Raw genomic sequence first — 21,769 nt, 5'->3', positions numbered from 1 at the left:
GCAGCAATCGCAACCCCTCCGCGTCTTCGCGCCTTCGCGTGAACCCCTTTTCCTTCTCCCGCTTTGCGGCCTAAGACGACGCCCATGACCCCCTATCTCGACCTGATGCAGCGCGCCCTGAATGACGGCGTACCGACAGACGATCGCACCGGCGTGGGAACGCGGTCGGTGTTCGGGCACCAGATGCGCTTCGACCTGTCGGCCGGCTTTCCGGTGCTGACCACCAAGAAGCTGCATCTGCGATCGATCATCATCGAGCTGCTGTGGTTCCTGCGCGGCGACACCAATGTGCGCTGGTTGCAGGAGCAAAGGGTCAGCATCTGGGACGAATGGGCCGATGCGAACGGCGATCTGGGTCCAGTGTACGGCAAGCAGTGGCGCGACTGGGTGGCGGCGGACGGGCGGCATATCGACCAGATTGCCGAACTGATCGCGACGATCCGCAGCAATCCCGCCTCGCGCCGGCAGATCGTGACTGCGTGGAATCCGGGCGAACTGCACGCCATGGCGCTGTCGCCCTGCCACGGCCTGTTCCAGACCCATGTCGCCAATGGCAAGCTGTCGTTGCAGCTGTACCAGCGCAGCGCCGACATCTTCCTCGGCGTGCCGTTCAATATCGCGAGCTATGCGCTGCTGACCCATATGCTGGCGCAGCAATGCGACCTCGAGGTCGGCGAGTTCATCTGGACCGGCGGCGATTGCCATCTGTACGAGAACCATCTGGAGCAAGCGCGCGAGCAGCTCGGTCGCACGCCGGGTCCGCTCCCCCGGCTGGCGATCGTACGGAAGCCCGAGGCGATCGATGGCTATGTCCTCGAGGATTTCGTGCTGCACGATTATGTGGCGCAACCGCATATCAAGGCGGCGGTGGCGATATGATTGACGCGGTCCTGGCGCGCGCCGACAATGGCGTGATCGGGGTCGACGGCGCTCTGCCCTGGCACCTGCCCGCCGACCTGAAGCGATTCAAGGCGCTGACCATGGGCCGGGCGATGGTGATGGGGCGCAAGACGTTCGAGAGCTTTCCCGCCCCCCTGCCCGGCCGGCGGCATATCGTGCTGACCCGCGATCGGAACTGGCGGGCGGCGGGTGCGGAGGTGGCGCATGATCCCGACTCGGCGCTGGCGCTGGCCGGACCGGATGCAGCGGTGATCGGCGGGGCGGAAATCTTCGCGCTGCTGCTGCCCCGGATCGAGCGGGTCGAGCTGACCGAGGTGCATGCCGCCCCGGCGGGCGACGCGGTCGTCCCCCCCTTTGCCGGCTGGGTCGAGGCGTGGCGCGAGGATCATAGTGCCGAGGGAGAACGCCCGGCCTACAGCTTCGTCACATTGCTCCGCCCGGGCACGACCGCGTAAAGGTTCCGGCGGCACCGCGACCGGTCGCCGAAGGGGGAGCGGATGCGCAGGGCGATCTGGTGGGGCGTGGCGTTGCTGGCGATTCTGGCCGCCGCCTTCTTTGCGCTGGTGCCCGGCATCGTCGAGCGATCGATGAACAAGGTCGAACCGGCCGGGCTGCCGACGGTGCGTCCGGGGATCGCCGGGGTGCATGGCATCATGGACATCGTCGACCTGCATGCCGATACCTTGCTGTGGTCGCGCGACGTGCTGACGCGGGGCGACCGGGGGCAGGTCGACCTGCCACGCCTGCAGGCGGGCAATGTCGCGTTGCAGGTCTTCTCTTCGGTCACCAAGACGCCGCGCGGGCAGAATTATGAGTCCAACGGCGACGATAGCGACAATATCACCCCGCTGGTGATCGCGCAGTTGCAACCGGTTCGCACCTGGGGGTCGCTGCTCAATCGCTCGCTGTGGCATGCGACGAAGCTCAGGCGGGCAGCGGCGCAGTCGGACGGGCAGCTATGGCTGATCCGCTCGGGCGACGATCTCGATTCGCTGCTGCGCGCGCGGGAGGCACAGGCCATCGCGTTCCACGACAACCGCCCTGCCCCGGTCGGCGCGCTGCTGTCGATCGAGGGGCTGAACGGGCTGGAGGGGAGCCTCGCCAATCTCGACCGGCTGTATCGCAGCGGGTTCCGCATGGCGGGCCTGACCCATTTCTACGACAACGAGGTCGCCGGGTCGATGCACGGGCGCGGCAAGGGCGGGCTGACCCCGTTCGGGCGACAGGTCGTCGTGCGGATGGAGGACAAGGGCATGATCGTCGACGTGGCGCATCTGAGCCATGCCGGCATCGCCGACGTGCTGAAGGTCGCGCGGCGACCGGTGGTGTCGAGCCATGGCGGGGTGCAGGCGACGTGCCGGGTCAATCGCAACCTGACCGATGACGAGGTGCGCGGCATCGCCCGGACCGGCGGCGTGGTCGGCATCGGATATTGGGCGGGCGCGGTGTGTTCGACCGATCCGAAGGCGATCGCCAGGGCCATCGTCCATGTCCGCGACATCGCCGGGATCGACCATGTCGCGCTGGGGTCCGATTTCGACGGGGCGGTGACGACCGCGTTCGACACCGCGCATCTGGCGCAGGTGACGCAGGCGCTGGCCGATGCCGGGTTCGACCGCGACGATGCCGCCAAGGTGCTGGGCGGCAATGCCTTGCGCGTGCTGCGCGCCGGGATGCAGCCCCTTTCGCCGGCAGCCCCCGCCCGCTAAGGGGCGGCGATGCAGCGTCTGGACGGGGGCGCGGCGGTTCCCGGCCCTTTGCGCGGGGGCATCGTCGCGCTGGGTAATTTCGATGGGTTTCATGCCGGGCACCAGGCGGTGGTCGGACGCGCGGTGGAGCGCGCGCGGGCCGAGGGGCGGCCGGCGATCGTCGCGACGTTCGACCCGCATCCGCGCCGCTTTTTCCAGCCGGGCCTGCCGCCGCTGCGCCTGACCAGCCTCGACCAGCGCGAGCGGCTGTTCGCCGAAGCCGGGGCCGATGCGATGCTGGTCTTCCCCTTCGACGCCGCGCTGGCCGGGCTGTCGGCGGAAGGCTTCGCGACAGAGCGACTCGTCGAGCGGATCGGCGCGGGCGGGGTGGTGACCGGCACCGACTTCACCTTCGGCAAGGGGCGCAGCGGCGATGTCGCGACGCTGCAGGCGCTGGGCGAGCGGTACGGCTTCTCGGCCGAGACGGTCGCGCCGGTCGGCGACGGACAGGCGGTAGTGTCGTCGTCGCGGATTCGCGATGCCCTGCGCGAGGGTCGCCCGCGCGAGGCGGCGGCGCTGATGACCCGCCCCTTCGCGATCGAGGGCGTGGTGGAACATGGCGCGAAGCTCGGCCGGCAGCTGGGCTATCCGACCGCCAACTTGGCGATGGGCGGCTATTTGCGGCCGGCCTATGGCATCTATGCGGTGACCGGGCGGTTGGCGGACGGGCGGGTGCTCAAGGGTGCGGCCAATCTGGGCATCCGGCCGACGATCGAGGGGGAGCCGGTCGAGCTGCTCGAACCCTATTTCTTTGATTTCTCGGGCGATCTCTACGGTCAGACGATCGAGGTCGCGCTGATCGAGTATCTGCGCGGCGAGGAGAAGTTCGAGTCGCTCGATGCGCTGAAAGTGCAGATGGCGGCGGATTGCGACCGGGCGCGGGCGGTGCTGGGGTAGCGGCAGAAGTTGGCGAAGGTTGGGGGACGTTCGTGTTTCGGCGGGCGGTCGGTTGGTTTGTTTTCAATGCTTTGCGTGATTTGATCGCTGTTTCTGGGCGCGGAAGTTGGCGCTGGTGGCGTGAAGAAGAAATTGGTTCACGCGAAGGCGCGGAGGCGCGGAGGGTTGCGGTCCGGGTGAGCGCATCCGCGCCAGCGGCCTTGTTCTGCGGTTGCAACGGGGTGGGTGTCTCCCGATCGCGGGCGGCGGTCGCAGGCGCGACGTCCTTCGCGTCTCCGCGCCTTCGCGTGAACCATTCTGCCTTCGCCAGGAAGAGGATCGACGATGCAAAGAGCGCGGCGATCCTGACCTGACGCGCGCTTGTAGGAAAGCGGTTTGCGTGGGGCCGCGCATCGGCTAATCGCGGGCATTCCTATGACCGACACGCCCGACACTCCGCGCGACTGGCGCGACACCGTCTTCCTGCCGAAGACCGACTTCCCGATGAAGGCCGGCCTTGCCGCCAAGGAACCCGCGATCCTCGATCGCTGGGCACAGATCGGGCTGTACGATCGCCTGCGTGCCGAGCGGCAGGGGCGCGAGCGCTTCCTGCTGCACGACGGCCCGCCCTACGCCAATGGCGACATCCATATGGGCCATGCGATGAACAAGGTGCTGAAGGACATCGTCGTCCGCACCCAGTCGCTGATGGGCAAGGACGCGCCGTACATCCCGGGTTGGGACTGTCACGGCCTGCCGATCGAATGGAAGATCGAGGAGGCGTATCGCGCCAAGAAGCGCAACAAGGACGAGGTCCCCCCGGCCGAGTTCCGCGCCGAATGCCGCGCCTATGCCGCCAAATGGGTCGAGGTGCAGAAGGGCCAGTTCCAGCGGCTGGGCATCCTCGGCGACTGGGAAGACCCGTACCTCACCATGAAGTTCGACGCCGAGGCGACCATCGCCGAGGAGTTGCTGAAGTTCGCCATGTCGGGCCAGCTGTATCGCGGGGCCAAGCCGGTGATGTGGTCGCCGGTCGAAAAGACCGCGCTGGCCGAGGCCGAGGTCGAATATGAGGATGTTGTGTCGACGCAGATCGACGTGGCGTTCCAGATCGATAGCGCACCGAATGCGCCCGAGCTGGAAGGGGCGTATGCGGTAATCTGGACGACGACGCCGTGGACGATCCCGGTCAATCAGGCTTTGGCCTATGGGCCAGAGATCGAATATGTCCGCTGCTGGTTCCGACCTGTTCAAGGTGGGAGCCTTCCCGTGGCTCTGAGGGACGTCAAGTTTGTCGTCGCAAAAGAACTAGCTGGACAGTTTCTCAATCGAGTTTTGCAGCCGTATCTGGATGGCCCCTTGCTTGCTCTGGAGAGCGAACCGGCATTCCAAGGCTCGCAATTGGCCGGCGCGACCGCCCGCCACCCGATGCACGCGCGCGGCGGGTTCTTTGCCAAGCCGCGCCCGCTGCTGCCGGGCGACTTCGTGACGACCGATGCCGGTACGGGCCTCGTCCATATGGCCCCCGATCATGGCGAGGACGATTTCGAGCTGTGCAAGGCGAACGGCATCGAGCCGGTGTTCGCGGTGCAGGGCGACGGGCGGTATCGCGACGACTGGGCGTGGCTGGGCGGCGAAGGCAGCGTCATCAACCCGAAGTTCGTGGCGGCCGGGCGTGGCGGCAAGCTGGAGGAAGGGCCGATCTGTCGCGACCTGCGTGAGGCGGGCGCGCTGCTGGCGGCGTCGGACGACTTCGCGCACAGCTACCCGCATAGCTGGCGGTCTAAGGCGAAGGTGATTTTCCGCGCGACGCCGCAGTGGTTTATTCCGATGGACCGTTCGACCCAGAACGTCGCCCCAGCGCAGGCTGGGGCCTCTCTCGGCGGCGCGGGCGATCCGATTCTGGCGAGCGTCGGGCTGGAGTCGCTGGAGACCCCAGCCTTCGCTGGGGTGACGTCCTCGGGGAATGGCGCGACATTGCGGGAGATCGCGCTGGACGCGATCGAGCGCACGCGGTTCGTGCCGGAAAAGGGCCGCAACCGGATCGGGGCGATGGTGTCGGGGCGGCCCGACTGGGTCATCAGCCGCCAGCGAGCGTGGGGCGTGCCGATCGCGCTGTACGTCAACCGGGCGACCGGCGACTATCTGCGCGACGAAGCCGTCAATGACCGTATCCTGACCGCCTTCCGCGAGGGTGGGGCCGATGCGTGGTATGCTGCGGATCATCAGGCGCTGCTGGGGCCGGACTATGATCTGGCCGATTACGAGGTCGTGACCGACATTCTCGACGTGTGGTTCGATTCGGGCTGCACCCACGTCTTCACCATCGAGAAGCGCTTCGGGGCGGGCACCCGCGCGAACCTGTATCTCGAAGGGTCGGACCAGCATCGCGGCTGGTTCCAGTCGTCGCTGCTGGAAAGCTGCGGTACGCGGGGGCAGGCGCCCTATGACGCGGTGCTGACGCATGGCTTCGCGCTGGACGGCAATGGGCGCAAGATGTCGAAATCGCTCGGCAATGTCGTCGATCCGTTGAAGGTGATCGGCGAATCGGGCGCGGACATCCTGCGGCTGTGGGTCGCGCAGACCGATTATTTCGAGGATGTGCGGATCGGCAAGGAAGTGCTGGCCGGCACCGGCGATACCTATCGCAAGCTGCGTAACACCTTCCGCTATCTGCTGGGCGCGCTCGACGGGTTCAGCGAGGAAGAGCGGGTGCCGGTGGCCGAGATGCCGGGGCTGGAGCGCTATGTCCTGCACCTGCTGGGCACGCTCGACACCGAGCTGCGATCGGCGGCGGAAGCCTATGAGTTCAACCGCTATGCCCGCGCGCTGACCGATTTCGCCAACGAGGACCTGTCGGCGTTCTTCTTCGATATCCGCAAGGATTCGCTCTATTGCGACGCCGCCGACGATGTGCGGCGGCGGGCGTATCGCACCGTGCTGGACGTGCTGTTCCACGCGCTGGTCCGCTATGCCGCGCCGATCCTGGCGTTCACGGCGGAAGAGGTGTGGCAGGCGCGTTTTGCCAGTGAGGATGGGTCGGTCCATCTGCTCGAATGGCCCGAACTGCCGCAGCTGCCCGCCGACCAGCCGCTGGGCACGGCATGGGCGGAGGTGCGCGTGCTGCGTAGCCAAGTTACCGAGGCGATCGAGCCGCTGCGTCGGGACAAGACGGTGCGATCGAGCCTTGAGGCCGAAGTGACGGTGCCGTCGCTGCCGCTGCCCGCCGACGAACTGGCCGAGCTGTTCATCGTCGCGAAGGTGACAGAAGCCGAGGGGCCGATCACGGTGACGCGGACGGGGCACGCCAAGTGCGGGCGCTGCTGGCGGCACCTGCCCGACGTGGCAGTCGATGGCGACCTGTGCGGCCGCTGTGCGGAGGTGGTGGCATGAGCCTGCGCAGAATCGCGGTCGTGATCGCGCTGCTCGTGCTGATCGTCGATCAGTTCGTCAAATACTGGGTCACCGGTCCGATGGGGATCGATTATCCGGGGGCGGAGCTGAACCTGTTGCCGGTGTTCACACTGCGCTTCGTCCAGAATTTCGGCGTGTCGCTGGGGCTGTTGCAGGCGGGCAGCGAGACGGCGCGCTGGGCGCTGGTCGCGATGACCGCGATCATCGCCACCGGCGTGGCGGTGTGGATCCGGCGCGAGACGCAGAAGCCCGAGCTGATCGGGCTGGGGCTGGTGCTGGGCGGGGCGCTGGGCAACATCGTCGACCGGGTACGCTTCGGCTATGTCGTCGACTATGCCGACTTCCATATTTTCGGCTACAGCCCGTTTCTGGTATTCAACATCGCCGATGCGGCGATTTCGATCGGTGTCGTGATCCTGCTCGTCCGCGCGCTGTTCACGCCGAAGCCGAAGCACGATGTTCCTGTGGAGAAGGCCAATGCGTAAGTTTGTCGTCATCAGCAGCCTCGGCCTGATCCTTGCCGGGTGTCAGGGCAATGCCCTGAACCGCCAGCGCCCCGACGAATTCGCCGTCGCGCGCCAGGCGCCGCTGGTGATCCCGCCCGATTACGCGCTCGTTCCCCCGCAGCCGGGCGCCCCGCGTCCGCAGGACACCGCCGCGTCGACCCAGGCGATGCAGGCGCTGTTCGGTGGCCCGGCGCAGCGTAGCGCGACCGAGCGGCTGACGCTGGAACAGGCCGGCGGTTCGGGCGCGGCCGATGCGGGCATCCGCTCGGGCGTAGCCGATCCGGGGACGAACGTCGTCGACAAGGGTGCGACGACCCGCGACATCATCGCCGCCCCGGCGGGCGACGGGCAGACGGCGAAGACGACCACGCCGTAAGGGGGTCGGGTTCTGGATGTGGGAAAGGCCGGTTGCCCCGTGGGGTGACCGGCCTTTTTTTGTTCGCCTGCTTGCCTCCCCCATCCGTTTGCTTCGGGCGGAGGTTCGAGCCTGTCGAAAACCGTAATCGAGAAGGGGTTGTCTCGAGCGCCGGAGTTCTCGACGAGGATTGGGTCGGATTGTCCCCCGGACAATCCTGAACCATGCGGGGCATGGTTCACCCAACCCTCTTCTCGACTTCGCTCGAAGCTGCTCGAACCGAACGGATTGTGGCGGGGTTCGCGACCTGTCGAAGCGGCTCGCCCTACCCGCCACGCACGTCACCCCAGCGCAGGCTGGGGTCTCCCGCTGATAGCGTGCGGCAGGAGCCGCAGGAGACCCCAGCCTGCGCTGGGGTGACGCTTGTGGAAAGGCGCAAGGGTCAGAGCGGGGAAGCAGGCACCTGTCGCCTGCTCCCCTCCCTGATCAGAACGCCGCGGTCAGCGATACCACGACCGTGCTGGCCGCGATCGGGCTGCCGTTGGTCGACTTGCTGAAGTTCGGCTGGAGATAGGTGATGTCGCTCTTCGACAGGTCGGTGTCGATATAGGCGACGCCGAGCGTCAGGTTCTTGTAGGTGAAGTCGGTGCCGAGCGACCAGTCCCAGTAATTGCCGGTCGGCGCCATGCTGGTGCCGTTGGGGCCGAGGCCGGGATTGCCGTCCGAATAGCCGATATGCGCCTTCAGCGTGACCGGGGTGTTGGGCACGCCGGCGGCGGCATCGCCCGACAGGTAGATATTGTCTTCGCGGCGGCCGTCGCCGGCGATGAACGGCGTGGCCGAGGCGGTGGCGTAGCTGAGCGAGGTCTGCTTGGGCGCGTAGAACACGCCGGCGGTCAGCGTGGCGGGGCCGGCGGTGCCCGACAGCTTGCCATAGAATTCGACCACGTCGGTTTCGTCGAAGCCGCCCGGATAGGTGTACCAGGTGACGCCGGCATCGACCGTCGCGGTGCCGAACGTCTTCTTGTAGCCGGCGATCAGGTCGAGTTCGAGGTTCGCGCCGCCGAAGGTGCCCCAGCCGGCGAGGTTCGACCCCCAGGTGCCGATATAGAGGCCGCTGTCATGGGCGATGGTGATGCCGCCCTGTACCGCGACGTTCTTGTCGGTCTGCGACACGCCACGGAAGCGATAGTCGGACGCGACGGTCGCGCTGCCGCTGATCGTGATCGGTTCGGGCGGCGCGGTATCCTGCGCGAAGGCGGGCATGGCGGTGGTGGCGGCGAGGATCGCGGCCGGAAGAATGATCGAGAATCGCATCGTAAACCCTTTCTAGGTTCCGTGGTGATTCTCCTGCGTCGAGGGTCGCCGCGATTCGGTGGACCTTTCCGGTCCGGGCGGTCTGGCCCTCTGCGATCGAATATGTCCAAACGTGCCGCGCCGCACAATGGAAATTGCGTGGGGGCCGGATACGACACACCCGCTGTTGCAGGGGCGCAACAGCGGGTGTGCCTGGCTGGACCTTCGATACGCGGTCACCCCGGCGGAGGCGGGGGTTTCCCGCGGCGAGGTGCGCGCTTCATTACCGGAAGATTCCAGCCTTCGCTGGGATGACGTACCGGGCAGGATGTGGCCGGGGATCAGGCGCGGATGGCGAGGATCGCGTCGATCTCCACGACAGCACCCAGCGGCAGGACCGGCACGCCGACCGCGCTGCGGGCGTGGCGGCCGGCGTCGCCGAACAGATCGACCATCAGTTCCGACGCGCCGTTGGCGACCTTCGGCTGGTCGGTGAAGCTGCCGGCCGAGTTGACGAACACGCCGAGCTTCACGACGCGCTCGATCCGGTCGAGGCTGCCCAGCGCCTTTTCGGCCTGTGCCAGGATCATCAGCGCGCACTTCTGCGCCGCCGACGTCGCATAGGCGAGGTCACGGTCCTCGCCGGCGCGGCCGGTCATCAGATTGCCGTCCTCGAACGGCAGCTGGCCCGACAGGTGCAGCAGGCCGCCGGCCTCTACCGCGGGGACATAGGCCGCGACCGGAGCGGCGGCGACGGGGAGCGACAGGCCGCGTTCGGCCAGCTTTGCGGGGATATCATAAGCCATGGGACGTTCCTCTCGTGGATAGCGGATCGGGTCAAGCCTTCGCCGGCTGCCCCTCGGCAAAGCGGGCCTCGATCCATGCCTGTGCCGCGATCCAGTCGTCGATGCGGGCATGGGCGGCGGGTGCCGGCGGCACATGGACGGCAAGGTCGGGTTCGGAGATCATGTGCAGCCGGAAGACGCCCTGCGCGCTTTCCGCAACCGATTGGTGATGGACGGCGAGGTCGTCGACGAACACCGCGACGCTGGGGTCGTATTCCGCGAGCAGCCGGGCGACCGGCGGTCCCTTGCCCCCCTGGTTGCATTCGACGCGGTGGACGATGCCGTGCTCTGCCAGCTGGTTGATGCGGTGGGTACGGCAATGGTCCTGCAAATTGGTCAGGACGACGATATCGGCCTGCTCCGCCAGCGCGGCCAGTGCCTCGCGCGCGTGCGGCACGAGGGTCTGGCGGCCCATCTGGGCGGGGAAGAAGCCGTCGAGCATCCCCCACATCTCCTCGCGTTCCAGCACGGTGCCATCGGCACGGGTCATCGCACTGGCGAAATCGCCGCCCGCCATGTCGAAGGCGATGGCGTGTTCCTCGCCCAGCCACGTCCCGAAATGGCGGACCATGTGCAGCAGGACTTCGTCGCAATCGGTAATGAGCAGGGGTTTCATGCACGCTCCAGTTCGGCCCGCGCCCGGACCAGCGCGGTCGGGGTCACGGCCAGTGCCTCGGCACAGGCGATGAGATCGGGTTCGTAACCCTCCAGATGGCCGAGCAGTTGCGCGAGGAAGCCGGGATCGCCCGCCCGCGCGCGCAGTTCGGCCGGATCGATTCCGGTCAGCGCGAGGAACCGGTCGCGGCGGGTATCGTCGCCGATCACCCAGACCAGCGCGTTCAGCCCCAGCGTCGCCGCGTCTTCATTTGTTTCCGGCCTGCGCATCGCCTAGACAGCCTTTCGAACTTCCAACGGGATGCAAAGCGCGTGGCAAAAAGGGTACTCGTTGTCGAGGACAACGAACTGAACCTGAAGCTGTTCTGCGACCTGTTGCGCGCGCATGGCTTCGAAACCGAACCGGTGCGCGACGGGCGCGAGGCGGTGGCCCGCGCGCGGGCGTTCCTGCCGGACCTCATCATTACCGACATCCAGTTGCCGCATATGACGGGGCTGGAGCTGATCCAGATGCTGAAGGCCGACGCGCGGCTGCGCACCGTGCCGATCATGGCGGTCACTGCCTATTCGGGGCGCGACGACGAGGACCGGGTGCGCGCGGCGGGGGCCAATGCGTACGTGACCAAGCCGATTTCGGTGGTGCGATTCGTGGGGGAAGTGCGGGCGTTGTTGCCGGTGGAGGAGGTTCGGGGAGAGGAGCCGCGGCCGGACGTCGCGACGGACGATCGATAAGCGCCGTCACCCCAGCGAAGGCTGGGGTCTCCTGCGGCCGGGCGCGCGCTCCGTTACGGGGAGATCCCAGCGTTCGCTGGGATGACGTTGGCGGTGAAGGGGCTTGCCCTCACTCCCACGCGACCCGCGCCACCAGCATCGTCAGCGCCGCCGCCAGTGCCGCGACGACCCACAAGGCCGCCAGCCCCAGCCAGTTCCACCCGACCGCGCCGATCGTGACCCCGGCGACGAAGCCCAGCCACAACAGCAGGTCGCGGCGCGGCCCCGGGCCGGTGCGGTCGCCCATCAGGCGGCGGGCCAGTCGCTGGCCGATGCGGACCAGCGTGCCGGTCATGTAGGTGAGGCCGACCCGCACCTCTCCATCGGGGGCGACGACGCCGTTCTGCGCCCCCATCGCGGCGGCGAGCAGCAGCATGGCGAGGGTCAGCGGCGCGAAGGTCGCCAGCGCCGCGCCGAGCGCGAGGAGGATGGTGACGAGGCCCATCACCGCCTCCGCCCGCCGCGCCTGCCCCAGCCGCTCGGCCGCCGCCGCGCCGGCGATGGTGCCGAACATCGCGCCGGCGACGAACGACAGGACCAGCGCGGCGGCGGTGGCGGACGCGCCGGTCCAGCCATGGCCGAGGCCGACGCCGAACCGCGTCGAGTTGCCCGACATGAACGAGGCGAAGAACCCGCCAAGGCCACTGAACGCCAGCGCATCGACGATGCCCGCCAGCGCGGCGAGGAGGACGGTGACGAGGGTGGCGGCGGGGGTCAGACGACGCATGATATTCCTATTGCCCGATCGACGGGGGGCGCGGCAATGCCCCCGCGCCTGTCGTGTAGAGTCCGTTCCGCCGGGGTGGAAGCGGTACCGGCCGCTTCGAACCGGCATTGCTGGATCAGATACGAAAGGTACGATAGCGAGGGGCGATGGTTCCCTCTCCGCAGGCGCTGGGGCAGATGCTCGGCGCGCTCGACATGATCGGTATCGCGGTGTTCGCCGCGTCGGGCGCGCTGGCGGCGACGCGCGCCGCGCAGACCTTCGTGACCGCCGCCTTCTTCGCGCTCATCACCGGGGTCGGCGGCGGGACGGTGCGCGACCTGCTGATCGGTGCGCCGGTATTCTGGGTCCATGGGTCGCCGGTCGCGGCGATCTGTGTCGGGGTGGCGGGGCTGGTGTGGATCACGCCCGAACATTGGTGGCGGGACAAGGCGCTCGACTGGCTCGATGCCGCCGGGCTGGCAGCCTATGCGGTGTTCGGCGCGGCCAAGGCGTTGAGCTATGGCGTGCCGCCGCTCCAGGCCGGCATGATGGGGGTGCTGACCGCCTGCGTCGGCGGCATCTTGCGCGACGTGCTGGCCGGCGTGCCGTCGATCCTGATGCGGCCGGAGCTGTATGTGACGGCGGCGGCGCTGTCGGCGGGGCTGCATGTCGTGCTGGTGGCGTGCGGGCTGCCGCCGTTCGTCGCGGCGCTGCCTGCGGCGGCGGCGGGGTTCGCGCTGCGCGGGGCGGCGATCCGGTTTCGGATCGCGCTGCCGGCGTATCGGGGGAAGCGGTAGGGGTTGCCTACCTCCCTTTTCCCACATCCGTTTGCTTCGAGCGCAGGTTCGAGCCTGTCGAGAACCGTAGTCGAGAAGGGGGTGCCCCGAACAGGGTGTTCTCGACAGACGCTTCTCGACAGGCTCGAAGCTGCTCGAACCGAACGGAATTGTTCGGGGATAGATTACCCCCGCACCACCCCGGTCTCGCTGAATGGCTTCGGCTCCCTCGGTGACACGGCGCTGTCGTTCAGCTGGCATTGCCAGAAGCCGACATCGATCCAGCGGCCCTGCTTGAAACCGATCTCGCGATACACCCCCGCGCGGCGGAAGCCGACCGCCTCGTGCAGCGTGATCGACGCGTCGTTGGGCAGGGACAGCACCCCGATCGCCTGGGTAAAGCCCTGCGCGCGGAGCGTATCGACCAGCGCCTCGTAGAGCAGGCGGCCGGTGCCCTTCTGCTGCGCACCGCCCGCCATGTAGATCGAGGTTTCGACGACATAGCGGTATGCCGGGCGGTCGCGGAACCTCGTCGCATAGGCATAGCCCAGCACCGCGTCGCCATCCGCTTCGCCGGTGGTCGCGACCAGCCAGGGATAATAACCGTCGCTCTGCGCCATCCGGTGGCGGATCACGCGGGCGTCGGGGGCCTCGGTTTCGAACGAGACGGTGCCGCCCAGCACATAGGGGGCATAGATTGCGGCGATGGCGGCGGCGTCTTCCGGCCGGGCGGGGCGGATCGCGATCATGCGAACCACCGCGCGACGATCAGGTCGAAGAGCGATGCATCCTCCGCCGACGTCGCCACCGGCCCCAGCCCGGCGCATTCGAGGCAGCGCGCCTGCACGCCGGCAGGGGTCGTCAGCATCCGCCGCGCATCGCCCAGCGCCTGCGCCAATAGGCTGCGCTGTTCGATCGCGGCGCGGCCGAGCAGGTCGGTCGCCGCCTGGTCCGGCGTTTCGCCGCGTTGCCGGTCGGCAAAGCCCTTCAGCGCCTTGTCCAGCGCCGAGGGTTCCTTTTCGAGATAGACGGTCTGCACATTGGCGGGGTCGAGCTTGGCACGGCGCGCGGCTTCGGCGACGGCATCGCCGAGATTGCCGAAACGGTCGACCAGTTTAAGCTGACGCGCGGTGCCGCCGTCCCACACCCGGCCCTGCCCGATCTGGTCGACGCGCGCCTGCGGCAGGCCGCGCGACTGGGCGACGAGGCCGGTGAAGCGGGCATAGATATGCTCGACGCCGCTCTGCATGATCGTGTCGAATGCCCCATTGGTGCCGCGCAGCACGTCGGGCTGGCCGCTCAAGGGCGTGGTGCCGACGCCGTCGGCCGACACGCCGATCTTGGACAGGGTATTCTCGAAGGTCGGGATGACGCCGAACACGCCGATCGACCCGGTAATGGTGTTGGGTTCGGCGAAGATCACGTCGCCCGGCGTCGACACCCAATAGCCGCCCGACGCGGCAAGCCCGCCCATCGATACGACGACCGGGATCTTGGACACGTTCTTCGCCTGCAGGATCGCCTGGCGGATGCGTTCGGACGCCAAGACCGAGCCGCCCGGCGAATCGACGCGGACGACCAGCGCCTTCAGATTCCTGGTGGCGAGGCCGTCGAGCAGCAGCTTGGCGATGGTGTCGCCGCCCGCCGTGCCCGGCTTCGCCTCGCCATCGACGATCGTGCCGGCGACGGTGATGACGCCGACCGCATCGCCCGAGGTCGAGACCGGATTCGCCGCCAGCCAGTTGGCATAGCTGATCGTGCGGAAGCTGCCCGCCGCCTTGCCCTTCTCCTCGCCCGCCAGCGCCGCGACGCGCTTGCCGAAGGCGATGCGGTCGCCGAGCTGGTCGACGAGGCCGCTCTTCAGATTGGCCTGCGCGACGTCGCCGCCCGCCGCCTGGATCACCGCTTCGGGACGGGTGAGGAAGGCGTCGAGCTGCGCCTTGGGCCGCGCCTTCTGCACGCCGGCGCGCCACTGGTCGAAGATCGCGCCGTACAGCGCCTGATTGGCGGCGCGGGCGGGTTCGGACTGGTCGGCGCGGGTGAAGGGTTCGACCGCCGACTTGAACTGTCCGACGCGGTAGACATGCGCGTTGACGCCCAGCTTGTCGATCAGGCCCTTGTAATAGAGCTGCGGGCCGCCGGGGCCGCGAAACATCGTGCCGCCGAACGGATTTTCCCAGATTTCGCTGGCATTGGCGGCGATGCGATAGCCGCCATCGGTGTAGAGCGTGGCATAGGCCAGCACCGGCTTGCCGCTGGCACGCACGCGGGCGACGGCGTCGCCGACCTCGGCCAGCGCCGCAGGATAGCCGCCGGCGAACTTGTCCATGTCGAGGACCACCGCCTTGACCCGCGCATCGTCCTTCGCGGTGTCGAGCGCGCGAACCACGTCGCGCAGGCGCAGTTCCTTTGCCGCCGACTGACCGCTCAACAGCGCGACCGGATCGGCCTCGGCCGGCTGTTCGACGATCGATCCCGACAGGTCGAGGACGAGCGCGCCATCGGTGATGCGGGTGTTGGGCTTGGCCGACAGTGCCGCGAACAGGGCCCCGAAGAACAACAGCATCAGGATCAGGACGAGGCCATCCTTGATCCCGACCAGCAGCTTCCACAAACCCCGGACCAGTTTCACGGCAATTCCTTCGCGTTTATCGTCTACCGATAAATAGCGGACGGGCGCGGGGAGTAAATGGGGTATGCAGCCACCCGAACCGCCCGATCACCGCGAACGTCATTCCAGCGAAGGCTGGAATCTCCCGCGGTCAGGCAGCGCGCTATCCCCGGGAGACCCCAGCCTTCGCTGGGGTGACGCGTTGGCGGCAAGCTAGGGTCGTCACACCCGCATCGGCATCAGGACATAAAGCGCGGGCGAGGCGTCGCTCTCGCGGATCAGCGTCGGCGCGGCGGCGTCCGAGAGGTGGACTTCGCACAGGTCGCTGTCGATCTGGCCGAGGATATCGAGCAGATAGCGGCTGTTGAAGCCGATCTCGAACGGCAGCGCGGTATATTCGCCGGGCACTTCCTCCGCCGCCGCGCCGTTTTCGGGGCTGGTGACCGACAGGGTGATCTTGTCGCGGTCGAGCGCCATCTTGACCGCGCGGGTCTTTTCGGTGGCAATGGTCGACACGCGGTCGACACCGGCCATGAAGCTCTTCGGATCGAGCTTCAACAGCTTGTCGTTCGCGGTCGGGATGACGCGCGAATAATCGGGGAAGGTGCCGTCGATCAGCTTGCTGGTCAGGATCGCCTGTCCCAGGTCGAAGCGGATCTTGCTGCCCGACAGCGACACGCCGACCGATCCGTCGACCTCGTCCAGAAGCTTGCGCAGTTCGGCGACGCATTTGCGCGGCACGATGACGTCGGGCATCTTGTCCGCGCCTTCGGGCCGTTCGACCGTCATGCGAGCCAGGCGGTGGCCGTCGGTTGCGGCGGCCTTCAGCACCGGCTTCCCGTTATCGTCGGCGACATGCAGGAAGATGCCGTTGAGATAATAGCGCGTTTCCTCGGTCGAGATCGCGAAGCGGGTCTTGTCGATGATCGCCTTCAGCGTGGTCGCGGGCAGTTCGAACTGGGTCGGCAGTTCGCCTTCGGCAATCACCGGGAAATCGTCGCGCGGCAGCGTCGACAGGTTGAAGCGCGCGCGGCCGGCGACGATGGTCAGGCGACCTTCGGCGGCGGTCAGCTGCACCTGCGCGCCGTCGGGCAGCTTGCGCGCGATGTCGAACAGGGTGTGGGCCGACACGGTGATCGCGCCCGGCTGGTCGATCGCTGCGGCGATGGTTTCGTCGATCTGCAGGTCGAGATCGGTCGCCATCAGGCGGATGCTCGATTCGCCCGCCTCGATCAGGACGTTCGACAGGATCGGGATGGTATTGCGCCGCTCGACCACCGACTGGACGTGGCTGAGGCCCTTCAACAGGGTCGCGCGTTCGATCGTCGCCTTCATGATGTTCCCCCGCGCGGATGCGCATCGTAGTCGAGGTCCGGCGGACTCGGCCGGAGCCTCTCAGAATCCAATGCAGCCTGTCTAACGCAAAGAAAGGCCGGAGCAAGCTGCTCCGACCTTCCTCGCGCCCAAGTCGTTAGCACATGGTTAACGCGCTGTTGGATTGCGGTGCCGGCCCGCTCCCCCACCCCGCCACCCATTCAGGATACTTGCGTAGGTGGCGGGGTGGGGGAGCGGGCCGGCACCGCCTGCGGGAACGCGCCCTCACGCGCGTTCCCGCCGAAACATCAGAACCGGATGCCGACGCCGGCGACGACCTGGTGACGGTCGGTGTCGATGTCGAACTTCGACGTCGTGGCACCGTCACGGAACTGGAAATCGGCGTTGTTGTAGTTCGAATAGCGATATTCGAGCTTGGCATAGGCGCGCGTACCGAGCGACTGCTCGACGCCGGCACCCAGGCGGTAGCCGTTCAGTTCGTAGTTCTGGCGCGTATCGACGCTGCCGTCGCTGGCGACGACGTTCAGCCGGGCATTGGTGTAGCCGCCCTTCACATAAACCAGCGTTTCCGGGCCGGCGAGCAGGCCGGCGCGCGCGCCGACATAAAGGTCGCGGCCGGTCTTCACGCTGCCGAAGCCGAAGAAGTTCGGGTCGGTGCGCGCGGTTTCCACCTTGCCGGTCGAGCCGGTATATTCGCCCTCGACACCGATCAGGAAGTTGCTGAGCGCAAAGTCGTAGCCGGCGTCGACACCGTAGACCATGCCGTTGACAGTCTGGTTATCGCCGTCGAGGTCGCTGTCCTGCGTGCTGCCCGGACGGATACCGTCATAGCCGGCCAGCGCGCCGACGCGGAAACCGGTGAAGGCGGGGTTCACGTCCTGCGCGAAGGCAGGGGTCGCCAGCATCGTGCCGGCAGCGGCAAGACCAAGGATGAGGGTACGCATACTCGAAACTCCATTGTCACCGCCCATGTTCAGGGCGCGGAGGTTCAATGGACGTTTTGGCCGGGCGTTGCATGAACCTCACCTAAACAGCGAAATTCGTTGCAATTGCGCAACACCGGCTTGAAAGCAGGACCATGACGACCCAGCCCCTCGCCACCCGCCAAGGCCGCGACTTCATCGCCCGGCATGGCGAAACCGTCTACAACATCGCGCAGCGGATGCAGGGCGATCACCTGCACACGCCGCTGACCCGCGCCGGTTTTGCCCAGGCCGACGCGATGGGCGCGGCGCTGCGCGAGCTGCTGGGCGCGAAGCCGAAACTGACTCTCTGGGCGTCGAGCGCGGGACGCGCATTGCAGACGCTGGCGATCATCGCCGAGCATCTGGAGCTGGACTGGCACGCGGCGCGGCGCGACGACCGGCTGGTCGAGATCGGCATGGGCGAATGGTCGGGCCGCTATTATCGCGAGCTGACCGGGGCGGATGCCGATTTCCTCGACGTCGAGGCGCGACTGTACCGGCGTCCGGCACCGGGCGGCGAATGGTATGACGCGATCGCCGCGCGGGTCGGCAGCTGGGCGGCGGATACGGCGGACGATCCCGGCGACCGGCTGGTCATCATGCACGGCATGTCCAGCCGGGTGCTGCGCGGCGTGCTGACCGGCGCCCCGGTCGATCCCCGTTTCGACGCGCCGGTCGCCGACGATCTGCCGCAGGGGTCGATCGCCCTGATCAAGGGCGGGCGCGAGCGCGTGCCGCATGTCGGCCGGGGGCGGGCCTCGCTCGCCGCCCCCGCTTGATCGCGCTGCTGCTGGCGGTGGCGGCACCGCAGGCGATCGGTATCCACCAGCGCTGGGGCGCGTTTCGCGACGAGGGACCGACGCGCTGCTATGCGATCAGCCGCCCGGTGGAGGGCAGGACCGGCGCGCCCTTCGCCAGCGTCGCGACCTGGCCGGGTGCGGGCGTGCGCGGGCAGCTGCATGTGCGGCTCAGCCGACCGAAAGCGGCGCGTGCCGGCGTCGTGCTGGCGATCGGTGAGCGGCGGTTCGCGCTCACCGCCGGGCGGATCGATGCGTGGAGCCCCGACGCCGCCACCGACCGCGCGATCGTCGCGGCGATGCGCGGCGGACGGTCGATGAGTATCGAGAGCGTGGGCACGAACGGCGCGGCGTTCGTCGATGTCTACGCGCTGTCGGGGGCGGCGACCGCGATCGACGCGGCGGCGTTGGGGTGTTTGTAAGGGCCGGTCTCGTCATTCCCGCGAAGGCGGGAATCCATTGCCGCTGACGTTCGTGCCGGAGTCGCTACTGCTGCGTGTATGGATCCCCGCCTGCGCGGGGATGACGGTTGGTGGAGCAGGTATTGCTGCCAGTGGAAATCCCGCCCGAAATCGGCTATATCCCGCCGATGCTGACAGTCTCGACGCCGCCCATGCCGATTCCCGGCCATGTCGATCCCGTGCCCGTGCCGCGCGGGCTTGCTCCGCGTCCCGATGGCCGCACCGATCTGGTCGGCCTGTCCAAGCCCGAGATTCGTGCGGCATTGGAAGCCGCCGGCTTCGATGCGCGTCAGGCCAAGCTGCGGTCCAAGCAATTGTGGCACTGGATCTATAATCGCGGCGCGACCGAGTTCGCCGCGATGACCGATATCGCCAAGGCGCAGCATCCGGTGCTGGAAAAGCACTTCGTCATCGGGCGGCCGGACGTGAAGGAAGCGCATGTGTCGACCGACGGCACGCGCAAATGGCTGCTCACCTCGCCCGACGGGCAGGATTACGAGATGGTGTTCATCCCCGACGCCGATCGGGGGACGTTGTGCGTGTCCAGCCAGGTCGGCTGCACGCTCAACTGCACCTTCTGCCACACCGGCACGATGCGGCTGGTGCGCAACCTGACCGCCGGCGAGATCGTGGGCCAGGTGATGCTGGCGCGCGATTCGCTGGGCGAATGGCCGAGCCAGCCCGAGGGGCGGATGCTCACCAACATCGTGATGATGGGCATGGGCGAGCCGCTGTACAATTTCGATTCGGTGCGCGACGCGCTGGGCGTCGTGATGGACGGCGACGGGCTGGCATTGTCCAAGCGGCGGATCACGCTCAGCACGTCGGGCGTGGTGCCGATGATGGCGCGGGCGGGCGAGGAGATCGGCGTGAACCTCGCCGTGTCGCTCCATGCGGTGACCAAGGAGGTGCGCGACGAGATCGTGCCGCTGAACCGGAAATACGGCATCGAGGAGCTGTTGCAGGCCTGTGCCGACTATCCCGGCGCCAACAATGCCCGGCGGATCACGTTCGAATATGTGATGCTGAAGGACAAGAACGACAGCGACGACGATGCGCGCGAACTGGTGCGGCTGTTGCGCAAATATCAGCTGCCGGCCAAGGTCAACCTGATCCCGTTCAACCCGTGGCCGGGTGCGCCGTACGAATGCTCGACGCCCGAGCGCATCCGCGCGTTCAGCGATATCGTGTTCGAGGGCGGCATCTCCGCCCCCGTCCGCCGCACGCGCGGGCAGGATATCGGCGCGGCGTGCGGCCAGCTGAAGACCGCGGCCGAAAAGAAGAGCCGCGCCGAGCGCGACCGGGAAGCGGCGGAAGCGGCGGCGGCCTGAACGACGCGGCCCGGCGGCCGGATGCCGCCGGGCCGCGTATCGTCATCCGCGATGCTTCAGCGCGGCATCGACCGAGGCGGTGAAATGGTCGCCCGGCCGCGCCTTGCAGCTGGCCACCACCATCGGCCGGATCGTTTCCACACCCGCGATCGTGACGGTCGGGTGCGGCTTGCCCTTCGGCCCGTAATTGGCGGCGGTGCGGATCGCTTCCGGCTGGAACGATTCGTCGAGCAGGTTGAAGTCGCGGCACGTCACGGTTTCGAGGTTCTTGCCGCTCTTGATGACCGCGACGGTGCGTTCGGTGCCGGCGCGGCCGGGTATCTGCGCCGCTTCGGTCACCCACGGCTTCTTCGCCTGGGGTGCCGCCGACGCCGCACCGCTGCCCAGGATGCCAAGGGTACCGACGATCGCGAAAACCAGCTTCTGCATGATGCCATCTCCTCTCTGTCAGAGGCCCATCAAGCGCACGAAATCGGATACCGTTTCGCCTGCGATCCAAGATGACGAAGGTTTAATCCGGGGTGGTTCGGCCCCCTTCGGCAAAGATGAAATGGCGGTAATCCGGCAATGCCGGCGCGGGTACCGCCCCTCTCGACAGCGTGTCGGCGATAGTATCTAGCGCGACCATGCTCGATACGACCTCCCTTGCCCTTGCTGCGGGTGCCGGCGTCCTCGGCGGTGCGATGAATGCGCTGGCCGGGGGCGGCACGTTCGCGACGATGCCCGCGCTGATCGCGCTGGGCCTGCCCGGATCGATCGCCAATGCGACCTCCAACGTCGCGTTGCAGCCGGGCGCGATCGCCAGCGCCTGGGCATTTCGCCGGGGGCTGGGGCCGCTGGGCGGGATACCGATCCGGGTACTGGCCAGCATCACCTTCGCCTCCGGCCTGCTCGGCAGCCTGTTGCTGGTGTGGACGCCCAGCACGCTGTTCGACGTGATCGTGCCGTGGCTGTTGCTGATCGCGTTCCTGGCCATCGCGTTCGGGCGGCGGGCGGCGGACTGGCTGCACGACCGGGTGACGATCGGTCCGGCGACGCTGGTCGTGGCACAGGTGCTGCTGGGCATCTATGGCGGCTATTTCGGCGGGGGCGTGGGGATGATGGTCACCGCGACCTATGGCCTGCTCGCCGGGCAGAGCGTGAAGTCGATGGCGGCGCCGCGCACGCTGATGCTGGCCACCGCCAACAGCGCGGCGGCGATCGTGTTCGTGGCGACCGGGATGGTCGCGTGGGCGGCGTGTATCCCGATGATCCTAGGCGGGATCGTCGGCGGATGGCTGGGCGCGAAACTGGGCGTACGGCTGACGCCCGGGCAGATTCGCGCTTGGACGCTGCTGGTGACGTTCAGCGTCACGTTGGTGTTTTTCGTCCGCGCCTACGGCTAGGATCGATCGACATTCAGCGCATTGGACGACTGCTGCAATCCCCATCGTCACTCCCGCGCAGGCGGGAGTCCATATG

22 protein-coding genes and 1 pseudogene are annotated in these 21,769 nt (G+C 67.7%); 13 read left to right on the top strand and 10 right to left on the bottom strand.

Annotated elements, in window-relative coordinates; all coding sequences use genetic code 11:
- The first annotated feature begins 84 nt into the window (after positions 1–84).
- From MF609_RS04020 to MF609_RS03990, 7 genes are all read left to right on the top strand, one after another.
- Positions 85–879, top strand: a complete 795-nt coding sequence (locus MF609_RS04020; protein WP_242414995.1) for a thymidylate synthase — start codon at positions 85–87, stop codon at positions 877–879.
- Positions 876–1,355 (top strand): dihydrofolate reductase, encoded by a 480-nt coding sequence (locus MF609_RS04015; protein ID WP_242414994.1) that lies wholly within the window; start codon positions 876–878, stop codon positions 1,353–1,355. Before MF609_RS04020 ends, MF609_RS04015 begins: the two co-directional genes overlap by 4 nt.
- 42 nt (positions 1,356–1,397) lie before the next feature.
- Positions 1,398–2,609 carry a dipeptidase gene (locus MF609_RS04010; RefSeq protein WP_242414993.1) on the top strand — a complete coding sequence of 404 codons (1,212 nt, stop codon included), beginning with the start codon at positions 1,398–1,400 and terminating at the stop codon, positions 2,607–2,609.
- A 9-nt stretch (positions 2,610–2,618) separates the two neighbouring features.
- On the top strand, positions 2,619–3,545 hold the full coding sequence (locus MF609_RS04005) for a bifunctional riboflavin kinase/FAD synthetase (protein ID WP_242414992.1): 927 nt from the start codon (positions 2,619–2,621) through the stop codon (positions 3,543–3,545).
- Positions 3,546–3,959: 414 nt separating this feature from the next.
- The gene (gene ileS / locus MF609_RS04000; RefSeq protein WP_242414991.1) at positions 3,960–6,917 is read left to right on the top strand and encodes an isoleucine--tRNA ligase; all 2,958 of its coding nucleotides are present in this window, start codon (positions 3,960–3,962) and stop codon (positions 6,915–6,917) included.
- On the top strand, positions 6,914–7,423 hold the full coding sequence (gene lspA, locus MF609_RS03995; RefSeq protein ID WP_242414990.1) for a signal peptidase II: 510 nt from the start codon (positions 6,914–6,916) through the stop codon (positions 7,421–7,423). Before ileS ends, lspA begins: the two co-directional genes overlap by 4 nt.
- The gene (locus MF609_RS03990) at positions 7,416–7,820 is read left to right on the top strand and encodes a DUF3035 domain-containing protein (RefSeq protein ID WP_242414989.1); all 405 of its coding nucleotides are present in this window, start codon (positions 7,416–7,418) and stop codon (positions 7,818–7,820) included. The genes lspA and MF609_RS03990 overlap by 8 nt, the downstream gene beginning before the upstream one ends.
- A 465-nt stretch (positions 7,821–8,285) precedes the next feature.
- Here MF609_RS03990 and MF609_RS03985 read toward each other — a convergent pair whose 3' ends face one another.
- The 4 genes from MF609_RS03985 to MF609_RS03970 all read right to left on the bottom strand — a co-directional run bounded on the left by MF609_RS03985 (position 8,286) and on the right by MF609_RS03970 (position 10,825).
- Positions 8,286–9,116: a TorF family putative porin gene (locus tag MF609_RS03985; RefSeq protein WP_242414988.1), complete on the bottom strand. Its 831-nt coding sequence runs from the start codon at positions 9,114–9,116 to the stop codon at positions 8,286–8,288.
- A gap of 320 nt (positions 9,117–9,436) precedes the next feature.
- Positions 9,437–9,901: a RidA family protein gene (locus MF609_RS03980; RefSeq protein WP_242414987.1), complete on the bottom strand. Its 465-nt coding sequence runs from the start codon at positions 9,899–9,901 to the stop codon at positions 9,437–9,439.
- 31 nt (positions 9,902–9,932) lie between these two features.
- The gene (locus MF609_RS03975; RefSeq protein ID WP_242414986.1) at positions 9,933–10,556 is read right to left on the bottom strand and encodes an HAD family hydrolase; all 624 of its coding nucleotides are present in this window, start codon (positions 10,554–10,556) and stop codon (positions 9,933–9,935) included.
- Positions 10,553–10,825 (bottom strand): DUF3572 domain-containing protein, encoded by a 273-nt coding sequence (locus MF609_RS03970; protein ID WP_242414985.1) that lies wholly within the window; start codon positions 10,823–10,825, stop codon positions 10,553–10,555. The genes MF609_RS03975 and MF609_RS03970 overlap by 4 nt, the downstream gene beginning before the upstream one ends.
- Positions 10,826–10,867: 42 nt before the next feature.
- On the opposite strand from MF609_RS03970, the pseudogene MF609_RS03965 reads away from it, so the two are divergent.
- Positions 10,868–11,227, top strand: a pseudogene (locus tag MF609_RS03965) (response regulator); the annotation flags it as partial.
- A gap of 169 nt (positions 11,228–11,396) precedes the next feature.
- Here MF609_RS03965 and MF609_RS03960 read toward each other — a convergent pair.
- The gene (locus MF609_RS03960) at positions 11,397–12,053 is read right to left on the bottom strand and encodes a YoaK family protein (protein ID WP_242414983.1); all 657 of its coding nucleotides are present in this window, start codon (positions 12,051–12,053) and stop codon (positions 11,397–11,399) included.
- A gap of 146 nt (positions 12,054–12,199) precedes the next feature.
- Here MF609_RS03960 and MF609_RS03955 point away from each other — a divergent pair, with 146 nt between their 5' ends.
- Positions 12,200–12,829 (top strand): trimeric intracellular cation channel family protein, encoded by a 630-nt coding sequence (locus MF609_RS03955; RefSeq protein WP_242414982.1) that lies wholly within the window; start codon positions 12,200–12,202, stop codon positions 12,827–12,829.
- A gap of 164 nt (positions 12,830–12,993) precedes the next feature.
- Here the strand turns inward: MF609_RS03955 and MF609_RS03950 are convergent, their stop codons facing one another.
- From MF609_RS03950 to MF609_RS03935, 4 genes are all read right to left on the bottom strand, one after another.
- Entirely contained in the window at positions 12,994–13,557 is a 564-nt protein-coding gene (locus tag MF609_RS03950; RefSeq protein ID WP_242414981.1) for a GNAT family N-acetyltransferase, read from the bottom strand.
- The gene (gene sppA, locus MF609_RS03945) at positions 13,554–15,440 is read right to left on the bottom strand and encodes a signal peptide peptidase SppA (RefSeq protein WP_242414980.1); all 1,887 of its coding nucleotides are present in this window, start codon (positions 15,438–15,440) and stop codon (positions 13,554–13,556) included. Before sppA ends, MF609_RS03950 begins: the two co-directional genes overlap by 4 nt.
- 201 nt (positions 15,441–15,641) lie before the next feature.
- Entirely contained in the window at positions 15,642–16,754 is a 1,113-nt protein-coding gene (dnaN, locus tag MF609_RS03940; RefSeq protein WP_066692368.1) for a DNA polymerase III subunit beta, read from the bottom strand.
- Between the two features lie 287 nt (positions 16,755–17,041).
- On the bottom strand, positions 17,042–17,698 hold the full coding sequence (locus MF609_RS03935; protein ID WP_242414979.1) for an outer membrane protein: 657 nt from the start codon (positions 17,696–17,698) through the stop codon (positions 17,042–17,044).
- Between the two features lie 134 nt (positions 17,699–17,832).
- On the opposite strand from MF609_RS03935, the gene MF609_RS03930 reads away from it, so the two are divergent.
- The 3 genes from MF609_RS03930 to rlmN all read left to right on the top strand — a co-directional run bounded on the left by MF609_RS03930 (position 17,833) and on the right by rlmN (position 20,308).
- The gene (locus tag MF609_RS03930; RefSeq protein ID WP_242414978.1) at positions 17,833–18,498 is read left to right on the top strand and encodes a histidine phosphatase family protein; all 666 of its coding nucleotides are present in this window, start codon (positions 17,833–17,835) and stop codon (positions 18,496–18,498) included.
- On the top strand, positions 18,495–18,938 hold the full coding sequence (locus MF609_RS03925; protein ID WP_242414977.1) for a hypothetical protein: 444 nt from the start codon (positions 18,495–18,497) through the stop codon (positions 18,936–18,938). Before MF609_RS03930 ends, MF609_RS03925 begins: the two co-directional genes overlap by 4 nt.
- 191 nt (positions 18,939–19,129) lie before the next feature.
- Positions 19,130–20,308, top strand: a complete 1,179-nt coding sequence (gene rlmN / locus MF609_RS03920; RefSeq protein WP_242415180.1) for a dual-specificity RNA methyltransferase RlmN — start codon at positions 19,130–19,132, stop codon at positions 20,306–20,308.
- Between the two features lie 42 nt (positions 20,309–20,350).
- Here the strand turns inward: rlmN and MF609_RS03915 are convergent, their stop codons facing one another.
- Positions 20,351–20,737: an HdeA/HdeB family chaperone gene (locus MF609_RS03915; protein ID WP_242414976.1), complete on the bottom strand. Its 387-nt coding sequence runs from the start codon at positions 20,735–20,737 to the stop codon at positions 20,351–20,353.
- Between the two features lie 197 nt (positions 20,738–20,934).
- Here MF609_RS03915 and MF609_RS03910 point away from each other — a divergent pair, with 197 nt between their 5' ends.
- Positions 20,935–21,693, top strand: a complete 759-nt coding sequence (locus tag MF609_RS03910) for a sulfite exporter TauE/SafE family protein (protein WP_242414975.1) — start codon at positions 20,935–20,937, stop codon at positions 21,691–21,693.
- Positions 21,694–21,769: the final 76 nt, after the last annotated feature.

Source organism: Sphingomonas panni, assembly GCF_022664435.1.
GTDB lineage: Bacteria > Pseudomonadota > Alphaproteobacteria > Sphingomonadales > Sphingomonadaceae > Sphingomonas > Sphingomonas panni.
This window is presented reverse-complemented; position numbering and strand designations above follow the sequence as displayed.